Genomic DNA, 14,973 nt, shown 5'->3' with positions numbered 1-14,973 from the left:
AAGATTAATTTAGTCTTGGTAGATCAAGTTGGCCTTATCGATATTGTGACTATCGATCTCGAGCACTTGTTGCTTTTCAACTTCAACTTGGATCATTTCATTTTCTACATCTACAGCAACCAGTTTCGCTTGGAATTTACGGCGGTTATCCACTGCAGAAATCAAACGTAAAGCAACTTGTTGACCAATATATGCTTGCATCTGTTCAAGTTTAAAGAAAGTGCGATCCCAACCTGGTGATGAAACTTCTAATGCATATTCACCAGAAATTGGATCATGAACATCGAGGATTGCACCAACTTGTTGGGTAACACGTACACAATCTTGCACACCCACACCACGACCAAGATCAATTTCACCGTCTTCGGAAATAACAGGTTCTTTGTTTGGATCTTCAGGCTTGTCAATGTAGATACGTACTAGCGAACGCTTACCCTGAGGTGTAAATTCTAAACCCCATAGTTCAACATCGCACGCCTCAACAGCGGGTGCGATCAGTTCATACAATGCTTGGGTTTTATTTGATAACTTCATTTACTCTCGTCATTTATGTGCGATTCAATCGGCCAACAGACCGACACAGACTAACTATAGTGATAGCATGATTATTTGACCAATTGATGTCCACACTACACGATAGATAACAAAAAAGGGCGCATTCGCCCCCATTATTGCACAGAAAAGCAATGCCCACTGTGCAAAAAGGCCCACCTAGTTGTGAGCCTCTTTAGAAACTTGGTAGCGGGAGCTGGATTTGAACCAACGACCTTCGGGTTATGAGCCCGACGAGCTACCAGACTGCTCCATCCCGCATCAACGTGCAAAATTATATCTAAATTTGAATCATTTTTCAATCAGAAAAACTTTCTAATTAGACTTGATTAAGTTGCACCTTAATCAAAAGTGGTAGCGGGAGCTGGATTTGAACCAACGACCTTCGGGTTATGAGCCCGACGAGCTACCAGACTGCTCCATCCCGCATCAACGTGCAAAAAGTATATCTCAACTCAAACTTTGTTTAAGTTGCCTATCTTAAGTTTGCATCTTAATTATAGGATTGATTGGTAGCGGGAGCTGGATTTGAACCAACGACCTTCGGGTTATGAGCCCGACGAGCTACCAGACTGCTCCATCCCGCATCAACAGATTTTGCCGCAAACACCAACTTAAACTTCTGGATTATAAGTTGGTGCGGAAGGGGGGACTTGAACCCCCACGCCCGAAAGCACTACCACCTCAAGGTAGCGTGTCTACCAATTCCACCACCACCGCAGCTGTGACGCATTCTAGTGGTTTCAATGAAAAATTGAAAGCGAAATATTCAATTATTCAGCTGGTTTTGGTGCAGTTGATGAAGTTTCAGGCGATTTTTGATCAACTTGCTCCGTTGTGTTAATCGTTTTCAAACCATAAGCATCTGTCGTTTGCTGCTTCGCAAAGTAAGCCAAGCTAATACTTGTGATAAAGAATAAAGCAGTAAGTATCCCGGTTAAACGAGTTAAGAAGTTACCAGAACCAGAAGCGCCGAATACAGTCGCTGCACCGCCACCGCCAAAAGACGCACCTGCATCTGCACCTTTACCATGCTGTACTAGAATTAAAATAATCATCAATAACGCTAAAATGATGTGTAGCACCAGTACAAAAGATTGCATGATGAACTCCTAATTATTTTGATTGGGCAAATGCTTGCGCAATTTGAACAAATGATTCTGCATTGAGTGATGCACCGCCTACGAGGGCACCATTGATATCAGGGCATACTGCCAATTCAACAGCATTCTCAGGTTTTACACTACCACCATAAAGAATTGCTATGTTTTGACCTTCAGGTGTAATTTGACTCAATCCTTCACGAATTTTAGCATGCATTGCTTGTGCATCATCCGGGGAAGCTGTTTTACCAGTTCCAATTGCCCAAATTGGCTCGTAGGCGACGGTAATATGCACCCATTGCTCTGGATTCACAACACCTGCAATGTCACAAATTTGTTGTAACACCACTTGCTCAGCTTGCCCACTTTCACGCTGTTCAAGGCTTTCACCCACACAATAGATGATATGTAAGTTAGCAGCTAAAGCATTTTTTATTTTTTCATTAAGAATCGCAGGCGTGTCATTAAATATTTCACGACGCTCAGAATGTCCAATTAATACATAATCGACTTGGCTATCCTTTAAAAGATCTGCGCTAACTTCACCTGTAAATGCACCAGTACCCGCAATACGTGATACATCTTGAGCGACCACAAACACTTCATGAGCATCTGTTGCAAGTTCATTTTTTACTTGGAGTAAAGCCAATAAAGTTGGCGCAACACCAATTTTACAAACATCATGAGCGATTGAAGCTTGCTCAAGCTGTTGTTTCAAATCAGCTAAAAGCTGTTGCGTGTTAGCCTGCATTGGGTTCATTTTCCAATTGCCTACAACCCACGGAGTAATTGTCGAACCCGACATAGATCTAACCTTCTATCAAAAATGCGCACATTCTACACGGATTTTAAAAAATTAACGTAAAAATTCAATGGATACAGATTCAGCACCTAGAATTCTTTAAAAAAAGACAACATAAGACACAATACCCAACAGAATAAGTGAAAAAATTCAATTTTTTCATAGTTTTCGGATAATATTAATGATTTTAAGTATAGAATTTTCTACTTATAACCGTATAATTTTAATATTCGAATTATAAAATGAATTTAAGGCGTATTGGGGATGACTTTAGATCAAAGTGGGCCAAAATTTTCTGGGTTAAGTCGTCGTTTGGTTGATGAAGGCATTTTGACCTCCCAGCAAATGCAAAATGCTATTATTAATTCAAAAAAATCTCATCAAAAATTAGTACCTTACCTCGTTGAACATCTCAAAATACGAGCAAATACGATTGCTGAAATGGTTGCTCAAGAGTTTGGGGAGCCACTGTTCGATTTAGATGCATATAATGTTGAGTTACTACCCAAAGATATCGTTGCAGAAAATCTTGTTACAAAACATTTAATCTTACCTTTATATCAACGAGGTATATCTTTATTTGTAGCGACGAGTGATCCTACAGATATCGAAGCATTGGAAGCAATTCGATTTAATAGTAAATTAAACGTCGTTCCTATTACTGTAGAACATAATAAACTTGAAAAACTGATCGAAAAGCATTTTTCTGAAAATGAGAATTTCAATTTCGGCGATGAAGATCTTGACGTTAACGTGGTCGAGAACGATACACCGCAAAATAATAACGATGATGGTCCTTCAGGTGATGATTCCCCGATTGTTAAGTACATCAACAAGCTTTTGGTTGACGCCATTCGCATGGGTGCATCAGATTTACACTTCGAACCTTATGAAAAAACGTACCGAGTTCGATACCGCGTTGATGGTGTTTTAAGAACTATTGCAAATCCACCATTGCAACTCGCGAATCGATTAGCTTCACGCTTGAAAGTTATGTCTCAAATGGATATTTCAGAAAAGCGTATTCCGCAAGATGGCCGTATTAAGCTTAAATTATCTCGTACTAAAGCGATTGATTTTCGTGTTAACTCATTACCAACCCTATTTGGCGAAAAAATCGTATTACGTATTTTGGATCCGTCTAGTGCAATGCTCGGTATTGATGCATTAGGTTATGAAGAAGATCAGAAAGCTTTATTCCTTGAGGCACTTGAGAAGCCTCAAGGCATGTTACTGATTACGGGTCCAACAGGTTCTGGTAAAACAGTATCGCTTTATACAGGATTGAATATTTTAAATACTGAAAATGCCAACATCTCTACAGCAGAAGATCCCGTAGAAATTAACTTAGAAGGCATTAATCAGGTCAACGTCAACTATAAAGTGGGCTTAAGCTTCTCAGTCGCATTGAAATCATTCCTGCGTCAAGATCCTGATATTATTATGGTCGGGGAGATTCGAGATCTCGAAACAGCTGAAATTGCAATTAAGGCAGCACAAACAGGCCACATGGTGATGTCTACACTTCATACCAATAGTGCTCCTGAAACCTTAACCCGGTTGCGCAATATGGGGGTTCCCTCTTTTAATATTGCAACTTCGGTGAATCTCGTCATTGCTCAACGACTTGCTAGACGACTGTGTGTACACTGTAAAGTACCTGCTGATATTCCTAAACCAAGTTTGTTAGAAATGGGATTCACAGAACAGGATTTAGCAGATCCAGATTTTAAAATTTATCAACCTGTCGGTTGTCCTGAGTGCCGTGATGGTTATAAAGGACGTGTCGGTATTTATGAAGTCATGAAAGTGACACCTGAAATTTCGAAGATTATTATGGATGATGGCAATGCATTAGAGATTGCAGCTGCATCTGAAAGACTGGGGTTTAAGAATCTTCGACGTTCGGGCTTAATTAAGGTCATGAACGGACTCACTTCTTTACAAGAAGTGAATCGTGTGACCAGTGAATAATTAAAAATAAGGAAATCATTATGGCGGTGAAAAAAGCACAGATGATGCCAACGTTTGTATATGACGGCGTGGATCGCAAGGGAACCAAAGTTAAAGGTGAAATGCCTGCGCGTAATATTCAACTTGCAAAAGTCATGCTCCGCAAACAAGGCATTACGGTGCGTAGTATCCGCGAGAAGCGCAAGAATATTCTTGAAGGCTTAATGAAGAAGAAAGTGTCTACTTTGGACATCACCATCTTTACGCGTCAGCTTGCCACCATGATGAAAGCAGGTGTACCACTTGTTCAAAGCTTTGAAATTGTTGCAGAAGGCTTAGATAATCCTGCAATGCGTGAAGTGGTTTTGGGTATTAAAACTGAGGTCGAAGGTGGTAATACTTTTGCAGGTGCACTACGCAAATATCCTCAGCATTTTGATCAGTTATTCTGCTCATTGGTAGAATCAGGTGAGCAATCAGGTGCGCTTGAAACCATGCTCGATCGAGTTGCGATTTATAAAGAAAAAAGTGAAGTTCTCAAACAAAAAATTAAAAAAGCGATGAAGTATCCAATTGCTGTCATTGTGGTTGCAATTATTGTGACCATTATTTTGATGGTCAAAGTGGTTCCTGTCTTCTCTGAGATGTTTAGCTCATTTGGCGCAGACTTACCTGCGTTCACGCAACTCGTAGTGGCAATGTCTGAGTGGGTGCAAAAATATTGGTTTATTTTAATTATTGGTATCGCGCTGACCATTATCGGCTTTATTGAAGCCAAAAAACGTAGTCAAAAATTTGCGGATGCATTAGATCGCACGGCTTTAAGGCTGCCTATTTTTGGTGATTTGGTTTATAAAGCAATTATCGCACGTTATAGCCGTACACTTTCAACCACATTTGCTGCCGGCGTCCCTTTAATCGATGCACTCCAATCAACAGCTGGTGCAACGAATAACGTGGTATATGAGCAAGCAGTTATGCGTATTCGTGACGACGTTGCAACTGGTCAACAGCTTCATTTCGCTATGCGCTCGACCAATTTATTCCCATCTATGGCTGTGCAAATGGTAGCAATTGGTGAAGAATCGGGTTCACTCGATGCTATGCTAGATAAGGTTGCAACCCATTATGAAAGTGAAGTCGACAATGCTGTCGATGGCTTAACCTCCATGATGGAGCCTTTGATTATGGCCATTCTAGGTGTCTTGGTCGGCGGCTTAGTCATCGCAATGTATCTTCCAATCTTCCAAATGGGTTCTGTGGTGTAATGAACGAAATAATTGCGTATTTAATTCAATCGCCTACAGCACTCTATTTAACTGTGGGAATCATCAGCTTATGTGTCGGCAGTTTTTTAAATGTTGTCATTTACCGCACACCTAAAATGATGGAGCAAGAATGGCGTCAAGACTGTCAGATGTTTTTACATCCCGACCAAGCCATAATTGATGAAGATAAGCTCACGCTAAGTAAACCTGCATCGACCTGCCCAAAATGTAAAACACCTATTCGTTGGTATCAAAATATCCCCGTGATAAGTTGGTTATTTTTACGTGGAAAATGTGGTGAATGTGAAAATCCGATTGGTATTCGTTATCCACTGGTAGAAGTTTTGACTGCTGTTTGCTCATTAGTGGTCGTCGCGGTATTTGGTCCAAGCCTACAAATGCTTTTTGGCTTAATTTTAACGTGGACACTGATCGCACTCACATTCATCGACTTCGATACACAACTTTTACCCGATCGATATACTCTCCCCTTGGCTGCACTTGGTTTAGCGGTAAATAGCTATGCACTCTACACCTCACCTACCTCCGCAATTTGGGGATATTTGATTGGTTTCCTCTGTTTATGGGTGGTGTACTATCTATTTAAAATCGTGACAGGCAAAGAAGGAATGGGATATGGCGACTTCAAATTACTGGCCGCGCTTGGTGCATGGATGGGTCCATTTTTATTACCGCTCATTGTCCTACTTTCATCCTTAGTCGGTGCAATCATCGGCATCATTTTGATGAAAGTCAAAAAAGAAAATCAGCCCTTTGCTTTTGGACCTTATATTGCGATTGCTGGATGGATTGCATTCTTATGGGGTAACGAAATTATGAAGGTTTATTTAGGCGGTTAAGCTAAAATAAGCCCCATTATGATAATTACAAGGTTTTTTACATGCGCTTTATTTTGGGCTTAACAGGTGGTATTGGAAGTGGAAAAACTGCTGCAAGTCAGTGGTTTGAAACACAAGGTATTACTGTTGTTGATGCAGATATCGTAGCACGTGAAGTGGTTGAAATTGGAAAACCTGCACTACAAAAAATTAAAGATCATTTTGGGGATTGGGTGCTATTGGAAGATGGCGCACTCGACCGCAGAGCGTTAAGAGACCATATTTTCAAACATCCTGAAGCTAGAAAGATATTAGAAAATATTACGCATCCTGCAATTCGCCTATCGATTATTGAACAACTACAACGGGCGACCAGTCCTTATGCCATTTTAGTTTCCCCACTCTTATTTGAAACCAATCAACACCAACTTACTCAACGTACTTTACTGATCGATGCATCCACAGAATTACAAATCTTGCGTGCTTCGCAACGTGATCATCAAGACATTGAGCAAATTAAAAAAATAATGAGTGCGCAAATGTCTCGTGAAGAAAAATTAAAACGTGCAGACGATGTTGTTATTAATGATGGTGAACTTGATCATCTCTATCAACAACTCGCAGTAAAACACCAATATTATCTCGATATTACACAACAAGCTTAGATTTTAAAAAAGCAGTCTAAGAAGACTGCTTTTTTTGTTGCTCAAGTTTTTGGCTTAGTGCATCTTGGCGACCCAGCCATCGCCATGGTTGTAATGCGCCTATCGCCATACCCAACAACCCAAATAACATCGCAATACTTAAAGGTTCATTTAACAAAGGCACTGCCAAAATTGCAGCTAAAAAAGGCGCTAAATTGGTAATGCTCCCTGCTTTAAAAGCCCCGAGTCTTTTAATCGCTTCCACATAAGTTAAAGTTGCAATAATGACCACGAATATGCCATGAAATATTGTCTGAAACAGTAAATGCTGAGGCTCAGGAGTACTAAGATCTTTGGGCAAAAATAACACGTAAATGGGTACATAAATCACGGCTGACCAGATGGCAACTCCACACATCGCCTGCCATGCACTCAGTTGGAATTTACGCAGTAATACGGTAAATATTGCCCAAAAAATGGCGCTCAAGAAGAATAATCCATCACCAGCACCAAAAGGAATGCCTGATTCACGATACATCAGGAGACTCATAATACCGAGCACGGTGATCATAATGAGCAAACTTGCCCATGTATGACGATCAAAAGCCTGCTTCATCAATATAAAAGCCACGATGGCAGTACAAATAGGAATACAACCATTGAGAAAAATTGCAGCATGCGCAGTCGGTGCATAGTGAAATGCGCTATAAGCCAACAAACAATAGATCACACCACCAATCATTGCCAAAATAAATGATTCTTTTTTAAGTAAAAAAGAGGCTTCTCTACGATAAAGTAAAATCGGCATTAAGATCAAAAAAGCCAGTGAAAAACGCAGTGCCACAATGTCCCACGTATTGATGTGCCATAGCGCATTTAATCGTGCAGTGAGGGTAAATCCCCCCCAGATGCACATGGTAGTAATAAGAAAAAAATAGCCTTGGGCTCGATCTGAAAGTGCCATCTCAAATTAGGCTTGACGTTGTCTACACGCTTCGTAAAGTGCCATGCCTGTCGCCACACTCACATTCAAACTTTGTAAATTGCCACTCATTGGAATATAAACTTTGTGATCGCATTGCGCCTGAGTAATCGGTCTTAAACCAGTATCTTCAGCACCCATAATCACTGCGACAGGACCAGTCAAATCACATTCGTGAATAGGTAGAGCATGCTCATCTAACATCGTGCCAATCACTCGAACATTAAAATCATCTTTGATTTTAGCTAAAGTACGAGCCAAATTCGTCACTTGGATAAATTTAACTTTCTCTGCACCACCAGCAGCAACCTTACGAGCCGTTGGTGTTAAGCTCGCAGAACGATCACGAGGAACAACAACCGCGTGTACGCCCATGGCTGCCGCAGTTCGAATACACGCACCCAAATTATGCGGGTCCGTCACTTGGTCAAGCGCCAGTAAAAAAACATTGTCTGTACTTTTGATTAATTGCTCAAGATCATTTTCATTCAGCGTTGGATGAGGACGAACTGCAGCAACGACACCTTGATGAAAAGGTTGTCCAGCCAGTTTTTCAAGGCTGTCTCGGCTCGCTTTTTGAATACTAATTCCGAAAGGTTCAGCCAACTCAAAAATACGTTTTAAACGTTGATCTTCACGACCTTTTAGTGCAAATAGAGTCAAAACGCGTTCAGGTTCTAACTCCAACAATGACTCCACAGAATGAACGCCATAATAATATTCGGGTTTAGCCATGAACGACCTCAACTCACTAAGACAATACAATAATATAGAAAAGAAAAATCCCGCAAAGCCAACTTTACAGGATTTTATATAGCGAATAGTTTAACCGATTTGACCATTGAATGTTGGTCAAATTTTTTTTTGGTAATTAACCTTCGAAATGACAAACGTAGTCTAATACGTCATCTGTTTCGATTTTGAAACGGCTCTCACCAGGCACGTAAAACGACTGCCCTGCACGGAAAAGCTCATGTTCTTCATTGTCTGCAATTGTGACACGACATTCACCAGAAATAATTTCCATACGCTCTGGTACATGTGTTTCAAAAGTAAGCGGTTGTTCCGTCGGTAGAATAACCCCAAGTGTTTTTTTCGTACCGTCTTCAAATTGAACAGTGTGGCTAATACACGTCCCGCCAAAATAAACATTTGATTTTTTTACAACAGATACATGATCAAATTGTGATGACATGCGTATTCTCCAAATAATGCGCATTTTATAAATTTTAATTGCCGTAGTTTAATTGCGCTCGAGCAACTAATCAATCAGTGTTTTGCAATGGTTTTTATAAGCAACTTTTGTTCCCTATTGATGAAATTTAAAGATTTTTTTGATTTCTTCTATATATCTTTTGTACACAGGTAAAAGAATATATTCAGTCACTAGTAATCAACCTAATTTCAGTTAAAATGCAAACTAAAAGTTCTCATATTCAAATGTCGTGACTTGAGACTAAAACAAAATTTCTCTATCTTAGAATCCACACTTTCGCAGCTCGGATGCGTTTATGCTGACACACCTTAATCTGATCAACTTTGCTTTAGCCGATAACTTAGCCATTGATATTGATCAAGGTTTCAATGTTCTTACGGGTGAAACTGGTGCAGGTAAATCTTTATTACTCGATGCATTATCAGCGTGTTTAGGCGAGCGTACTGATACGAATTACGTTCGTTATGGTTCAGATAAGGCTGATGTTACAGCCGTATTTAGTTATCAAGATCAAAGTCCTGAAGCTGAATGGTTAAGCACTCATGAGCTGGCAGATGAATCGGGTGAAATTCACCTAAGACGGGTAATCTTTGCTACAGGTCGTAGTAAAGCTTGGATCAATGGACGTCCAAGTAGTCTGTCAGAATTAAAGGAAATTGGCAGACTCTTAGTCCAACTTTACAGCCAACATAGTCAGCAACAATTGTTAGAACCGCCCTATCCAAAACATTGGTTAGATCGTTACAGCAACTTTGGTCAACATACGCTTGCTGTCAAAGACAGTTATAACGCATGGCAAAAAAATATCCGACAGCATCAAGCTGCGCTTGATGCACAGACCACCCGCCTTCAACGCATTGAGACACTTAATCTTCAATTAGAAGAATTAGAAGAAGTGGTTCGACTTGACTATAAAGAAATTGAACAAGAGTTCGATCGCTTAAGTCATCATGAACACATCATGCAAGATTGTAGTTATGCAATCAACGTTTTAGATGAGTCTGATCAAAATATCACTCAGGAAATTTCAAGTATTATTCGCAAGCTTGAATCTCATGCAGGTCGTAGTGATTTACTCTCTGAAATTTATAACTCATTATTAAATGCGCAAAGTGAACTCGATGATGCCAGTGCTAATTTAAAACAATTCATTGACCGTCAGAGTTTTGATCCTGAACGAATGGAAGAGTTAAACACACAACTGGAAATATTCCATCGTTTAGCGCGCAAATATCGAGTACAACCCGAAGATTTAAAATCAGAATACGAACATTGGCAGGCAGAGCTAGAACAATTACATCAGCTTGAAGATCCAGAGACTTTGGCTGAACAAGTTGAAATTTCGCATCAACAGTTTATAGAGAAAGCTCAATATCTAGATGATATCCGTCGTAAAGCAGCAGAACCCTTAGCCAAACTCTTAACAGAACAAGTCAAGCAACTGGCTTTACCAGAAGCTCATTTTGAATTCCGTTTTGATCCTCTGGAGCAACCTTCATCTGAAGGGTTTAGTTTTATTCAATTATTGTTCACAGCAAACAAAGGGATCCCACCTCAACCACTTGCGAAGGTTGCGTCTGGTGGTGAATTGTCACGTATTGCATTGGTCATGCAAGTCATGAATGCAGAGAAAACCGAAGCTGAAGTACTCGTTTTTGACGAAATTGATGTAGGTATCAGTGGTGGAACAGCTGAGATTGTCGGTCGCTTATTGGCTGGATTAGGTCAACATGTTCAAATTCTATGTATTACACATCAAGCCCAAGTTGCAGCGCAATCGGACCAACATTTGTTAGTGAAAAAACTGCAAACAGACCCTGCTAGCAGCACTATCGTTGAGCTTGATGAAGATCAACGGATATTAGAGCTTGCTCGTATGACTGGTGGTGTCGAAATTAGCGAGACCACCCTTCAACATGCTAAACAATTAAGACAATTAAAGTTTCAGGCCAGCACATCTTGATTATTTTAAAAGGATTGTTGAAAACCCATAAGTCTAGTATGTTGAAGTAAAGTGATACTCAAACATAGGAGAAGCCATTAGGTGAGTAAACAATTTCTAACGCACCGTTGCCTGATTGCCCCACCTGATTTAGCAGATGATTTCTTCGCAAATAGTGTGGTCTATATCGCGCGTCATGATCATGAAGGTGCGCAGGGAATTATGATCAATCGTCCAGCTGGGATTCAGGTTAAAGAACTCTTAACAGATCTTGATATCGTGGCAGATCATGTTCACCCACATGATGTCTTACAAGGTGGTCCTTTACGACCAGAAGCAGGTTTTGTACTTCATACAGGTCAACCTACTTGGCATGCGTCCATCGCTGTAGGTGAAAACCTCTGTTTAACAACCTCAAAGGATATTCTTGATGCAATCGCACACAATGAAGGTGTTGGTCGCTATCAAATTGCTTTAGGCTATGCCAGTTGGAGTAAAAACCAGTTGGAGCAAGAAATCGCTCGAGGTGACTGGCTCATTTGTGACTCTGATATGGATTTGATTTTTAACTTACCCTATGACGATCGCTGGGACGCTGCCTATAGAAAAATGGGGGTCGATCGTACATGGCTTTCATCTGAGATTGGACATGCCTGATTCAACTACCGCTCAACTCATTATGGCCTTTGACTTTGGCACACAAAAAACAGGAATGGCTGTAGGATCGTCCATTATTGAAAGTGCTACGCCACTTTCACTTTTACCGATGAAAGATGGCATTCCCAATTGGGATGATCTACTCAAAATTGTAAAACAGCATTCTCCAAATCTGTTTTTAGTCGGGCTACCACTGAATATGGATGATAGCGAATCGGAACTATCAACACGAGCACGTAAATTTGCCCGTCGTTTAAGACACCAAACCAATATAGAAACATGGATGGTGGATGAGCGATTAACAACTCGCGAAGCGCGTGATGAACTCGATCATTATCAGGCGCAAGGGCGTGGAAAAAAGTTGTCCGCAGACAGCTTGGCAGCCGCTTTATTTATTGAAAGTTGGTATCGTAATCCTCAAGGTATTCAACCTTAATAGAATATTTGCCACTTCATCTAGGATAAAAATAGCGAAAGGTTAAATTGATTCTAGGCTCTAATACTTTGGTTGATTTCGCTAAAGTGTGTTTCCAAAAACGCTGTGTTTGACCTTTCATCACAATCAACTGTCCTGATTGTAGATACATTTCAGCAGTATGAGTTTTATCACGATGTTTAAATCTAAATTTTCGGGTTGCGCCGAGACTCAGTGAAGCAATGACGGTCTCGCCATGTTCAGGATCTCTTAATGCAGCCTCATCATCACTATGCCATCCTACACCTTGAGTTCCATCTTCATACAAATTAGCCAAACAAGAATTAAATTGAACTCCTGTTATAAGTTCAATTTTTTGCTTGAGTGCTAATAATTTCAAATCCCAAATCTGTGCTTGTTTATCCATCCCTGAATAGTGATATTGGTAGTTTTGGTCACCATACCATACGACTTTACGACCCGTCTTAAAATATTGGCCGTATAAAATCACTTCATCCTGTTTCCAAGCCAAAGCTTCTGAAAAATAATCGAAATAATCCTGTGATTCAGCATGAGTAAGTATAAGGCCGTAATCTTCTACAATCCCATCACAAGGTAGGAGATTTGAATTGGGTTCGGGTGCAAACAGCTCGAAGTTCATAACCAATTTGCCATGAAAATATAACCTTATATTAGCTGAATATTTCAACTGACAAATTGAAACATTGTGAACGCTTGTGACACTGGACAATCAAGCTTAGACTGGCATAAATCTAGACAATAAAAACAATCGCTTATGAATTTATGGCAACTTTTTCTAAAACTTAAACCTTTCGTTCGACCTTATCGCTTTTTAGTGATTGCCACTCTCTTTCTTACGCTCATCGGCTCTTTCACAGCTCAAGTGAATGCACTCACTTTGCAGTATGCAGTTGATGAAATTAATGCGCTGGTTGAGAATGGTTTTGGCTTAGCTGAAGGCTGGAATATCCTGATTACCATTACAGCGATATTATTGGGTAAAGAAGTAATTAATGCTTTTGTGCAATTCGGACAAAAGTTTTATGGTGAAAAACTTAGAATTTTTATTTCACAAGATCTAGCACAAGGCATCATTGAAAAATTTCTGACCTATAGATTAGCTTTTTTCAACGAAGAGAATAATCAGGCGGGCAAATTACAAACACGAATCGATCGTGGTATTGGCTCTCTGACTCGTCTAGTTCAAATATTCTTTATTGACATTTTGCCGTTATTTACCAGTGCGATCGTGGCTTTAGGATTAATGTACTACGCCAACTTTTATGTTGGCTTAGTGGCGACCACTATCGTTCCAATCTACTTCTGGTTAACTTATAAACAAGCACAAAAACTCGGAGGCTGGCGTAGAAATTTACGTGATGGTCGAGAAAAGAAAAGCCAAGGTATCCTCGGAATTATTAATTCAATTACGGTTATCAAATCTTTCAACCGCGAGTCAATAGAATCGACCAAACAACTCAAACTACAAAAAGAACTCACAGATAATCAAATGCAAACCCGTCAGGTCAGCTTTTTATTTGATGGGTTAAAAACCTTTATTGAACAAATAGGTATTGTTTTAATCATCATCCTAACTGCGTATTTTGTGCTTGATGGTCAGATGAGCATCGGTATGATCATGTTTCATGTACTGCTGTTCAATAATGTATCCGCACCAATTCGCTCCTTACATCGTATATATGATGAAGTGAATGATGCCATGATCTATTCAGAAAGCTTCTTTAAAATTTTAGAAGCAGATGATCAAATTGAACCTACAGGTCAACTCAAACCGCAAATTCAAGGAAAATTTACGCTGAAAAATGTTGAATTCTTTTATCCAAACGGTCACCACGCACTAAAGAATATCAATATGGAGATTCGACCCAATAAAATTACTGCATTAGTTGGCTTATCAGGTGCAGGAAAATCAACCTTAATCAGTCTTTTAGATAAATTTTATGAACCTAATCAGGGATATATCGAACTCGATGGCATCGATCTCAATCAAATTGATACTCAATATTTGAGAGATCATATTGGATTAGTCCTACAAAAAAATCATATTTTCCAAGGGACTATTCTTGAAAATATTCGCTATGGTAAAACAGAAGCCACTGAAGAAGACGTGATCATTGCTGCTAAAAAAGCCTCCATTCATGAGCAAATTTTACAACTTCCAGATGGCTATCATTCCGATGCATTGCAACTCTCTGGAGGACAACAACAGCGTATTGCGATTGCTCGTATGTTCTTGAAAAATCCGCCGATTATCTTTTTAGATGAACCGACTGCGAGTTTGGATGCCATCGCTTCGGAACAAATTAAACAAAGCCTTGATGAGATTAAACAAGGACGTACTGTCATTATTATCTCGCACAGCCTGTCGCAAATTATCGATGCGGATTATACCTATGTCATGAAAGAAGGCGAAATTGCCGAGCATGGAGAACATGATGCCCTTTACCATCAAGACGGTGTGTATAAACAAATTTTTGATGCGATGGCTAAAAGTTTGAATATCGAAAAAATTGCAAAAACTTTTGAAGACGATGGAGATGAGGAAACCCATAGTTAAA

General features: G+C 39.9%; 15 protein-coding genes and 4 tRNA genes. 8 read left to right on the top strand and 11 right to left on the bottom strand.

Going from position 1 to position 14,973, the window contains the following annotated elements:
* Positions 1 to 9: 9 nt before the first annotated feature.
* From rimP to tpiA, 7 genes are all read right to left on the bottom strand, one after another.
* Complete coding sequence (gene rimP, locus AC1M9M_RS09005) at positions 10 to 534, bottom strand: ribosome maturation factor RimP (protein ID WP_035266019.1); 525 nt, start codon at positions 532 to 534, stop codon at positions 10 to 12.
* 202 nt (positions 535 to 736) lie between these two features.
* Positions 737 to 813: transfer RNA gene (locus tag AC1M9M_RS09000), tRNA-Met, on the bottom strand.
* Positions 814 to 904: 91 nt separating this feature from the next.
* Positions 905 to 981 (bottom strand) — tRNA-Met (locus tag AC1M9M_RS08995).
* Between the two features lie 81 nt (positions 982 to 1,062).
* Positions 1,063 to 1,139 (bottom strand) — tRNA-Met (locus AC1M9M_RS08990).
* Between the two features lie 48 nt (positions 1,140 to 1,187).
* Positions 1,188 to 1,272: transfer RNA gene (locus AC1M9M_RS08985), tRNA-Leu, on the bottom strand.
* A gap of 53 nt (positions 1,273 to 1,325) precedes the next feature.
* Entirely contained in the window at positions 1,326 to 1,655 is a 330-nt protein-coding gene (gene secG, locus AC1M9M_RS08980; RefSeq protein ID WP_035266018.1) for a preprotein translocase subunit SecG, read from the bottom strand.
* A 13-nt stretch (positions 1,656 to 1,668) separates the two neighbouring features.
* Positions 1,669 to 2,460, bottom strand: a complete 792-nt coding sequence (tpiA, locus tag AC1M9M_RS08975; RefSeq protein WP_481596161.1) for a triose-phosphate isomerase — start codon at positions 2,458 to 2,460, stop codon at positions 1,669 to 1,671.
* 261 nt (positions 2,461 to 2,721) lie between these two features.
* Between tpiA and pilB the strand changes: the two genes are divergently transcribed.
* The 4 genes from pilB to coaE are packed head-to-tail and all read left to right on the top strand — an operon-like array spanning position 2,722 to position 7,182.
* Positions 2,722 to 4,431 carry a type IV-A pilus assembly ATPase PilB gene (pilB, locus tag AC1M9M_RS08970; protein ID WP_035266015.1) on the top strand — a complete coding sequence of 570 codons (1,710 nt, stop codon included), beginning with the start codon at positions 2,722 to 2,724 and terminating at the stop codon, positions 4,429 to 4,431.
* Between the two features lie 20 nt (positions 4,432 to 4,451).
* Entirely contained in the window at positions 4,452 to 5,678 is a 1,227-nt protein-coding gene (locus tag AC1M9M_RS08965; RefSeq protein WP_035266014.1) for a type II secretion system F family protein, read from the top strand.
* Positions 5,678 to 6,538: a prepilin peptidase gene (locus tag AC1M9M_RS08960; protein WP_035266012.1), complete on the top strand. Its 861-nt coding sequence runs from the start codon at positions 5,678 to 5,680 to the stop codon at positions 6,536 to 6,538. The genes AC1M9M_RS08965 and AC1M9M_RS08960 overlap by 1 nt, the downstream gene beginning before the upstream one ends.
* A 41-nt stretch (positions 6,539 to 6,579) precedes the next feature.
* The gene (gene coaE / locus AC1M9M_RS08955) at positions 6,580 to 7,182 is read left to right on the top strand and encodes a dephospho-CoA kinase (RefSeq protein WP_092766656.1); all 603 of its coding nucleotides are present in this window, start codon (positions 6,580 to 6,582) and stop codon (positions 7,180 to 7,182) included.
* 16 nt (positions 7,183 to 7,198) lie between these two features.
* Here coaE and AC1M9M_RS08950 read toward each other — a convergent pair whose 3' ends face one another.
* The 3 genes from AC1M9M_RS08950 to ppnP form a co-directional block, all read right to left on the bottom strand.
* On the bottom strand, positions 7,199 to 8,125 hold the full coding sequence (locus tag AC1M9M_RS08950; RefSeq protein ID WP_481596160.1) for a DMT family transporter: 927 nt from the start codon (positions 8,123 to 8,125) through the stop codon (positions 7,199 to 7,201).
* A gap of 6 nt (positions 8,126 to 8,131) precedes the next feature.
* Complete coding sequence (rlmB, locus tag AC1M9M_RS08945) at positions 8,132 to 8,878, bottom strand: 23S rRNA (guanosine(2251)-2'-O)-methyltransferase RlmB (RefSeq protein ID WP_035266007.1); 747 nt, start codon at positions 8,876 to 8,878, stop codon at positions 8,132 to 8,134.
* A gap of 136 nt (positions 8,879 to 9,014) precedes the next feature.
* Positions 9,015 to 9,338, bottom strand: a complete 324-nt coding sequence (ppnP, locus tag AC1M9M_RS08940; RefSeq protein ID WP_092766653.1) for a pyrimidine/purine nucleoside phosphorylase — start codon at positions 9,336 to 9,338, stop codon at positions 9,015 to 9,017.
* A gap of 316 nt (positions 9,339 to 9,654) precedes the next feature.
* Here ppnP and recN point away from each other — a divergent pair, with 316 nt between their 5' ends.
* From recN to ruvX, 3 genes are all read left to right on the top strand, one after another.
* Positions 9,655 to 11,322: a DNA repair protein RecN gene (gene recN, locus AC1M9M_RS08935; protein WP_481596159.1), complete on the top strand. Its 1,668-nt coding sequence runs from the start codon at positions 9,655 to 9,657 to the stop codon at positions 11,320 to 11,322.
* Positions 11,323 to 11,403: 81 nt separating this feature from the next.
* Positions 11,404 to 11,958, top strand: a complete 555-nt coding sequence (locus AC1M9M_RS08930) for a YqgE/AlgH family protein (RefSeq protein WP_035266003.1) — start codon at positions 11,404 to 11,406, stop codon at positions 11,956 to 11,958.
* Complete coding sequence (gene ruvX, locus AC1M9M_RS08925; RefSeq protein ID WP_035266001.1) at positions 11,951 to 12,394, top strand: Holliday junction resolvase RuvX; 444 nt, start codon at positions 11,951 to 11,953, stop codon at positions 12,392 to 12,394. The genes AC1M9M_RS08930 and ruvX overlap by 8 nt, the downstream gene beginning before the upstream one ends.
* A 16-nt stretch (positions 12,395 to 12,410) precedes the next feature.
* Here the strand turns inward: ruvX and AC1M9M_RS08920 are convergent, their stop codons facing one another.
* On the bottom strand, positions 12,411 to 13,034 hold the full coding sequence (locus AC1M9M_RS08920) for an alpha-ketoglutarate-dependent dioxygenase AlkB family protein (RefSeq protein ID WP_481592349.1): 624 nt from the start codon (positions 13,032 to 13,034) through the stop codon (positions 12,411 to 12,413).
* 135 nt (positions 13,035 to 13,169) lie between these two features.
* On the opposite strand from AC1M9M_RS08920, the gene AC1M9M_RS08915 reads away from it, so the two are divergent.
* Positions 13,170 to 14,972: an ABC transporter ATP-binding protein gene (locus tag AC1M9M_RS08915; protein ID WP_481596158.1), complete on the top strand. Its 1,803-nt coding sequence runs from the start codon at positions 13,170 to 13,172 to the stop codon at positions 14,970 to 14,972.
* The last annotated feature ends 1 nt before the right edge of the window (position 14,973 follow it).

The organism is Acinetobacter sp. ANC_7503 (genome assembly GCF_056780035.1).
Note: the sequence above shows the minus strand (reverse complement) of the source record. Positions and strands in the feature narration are given on the sequence as shown.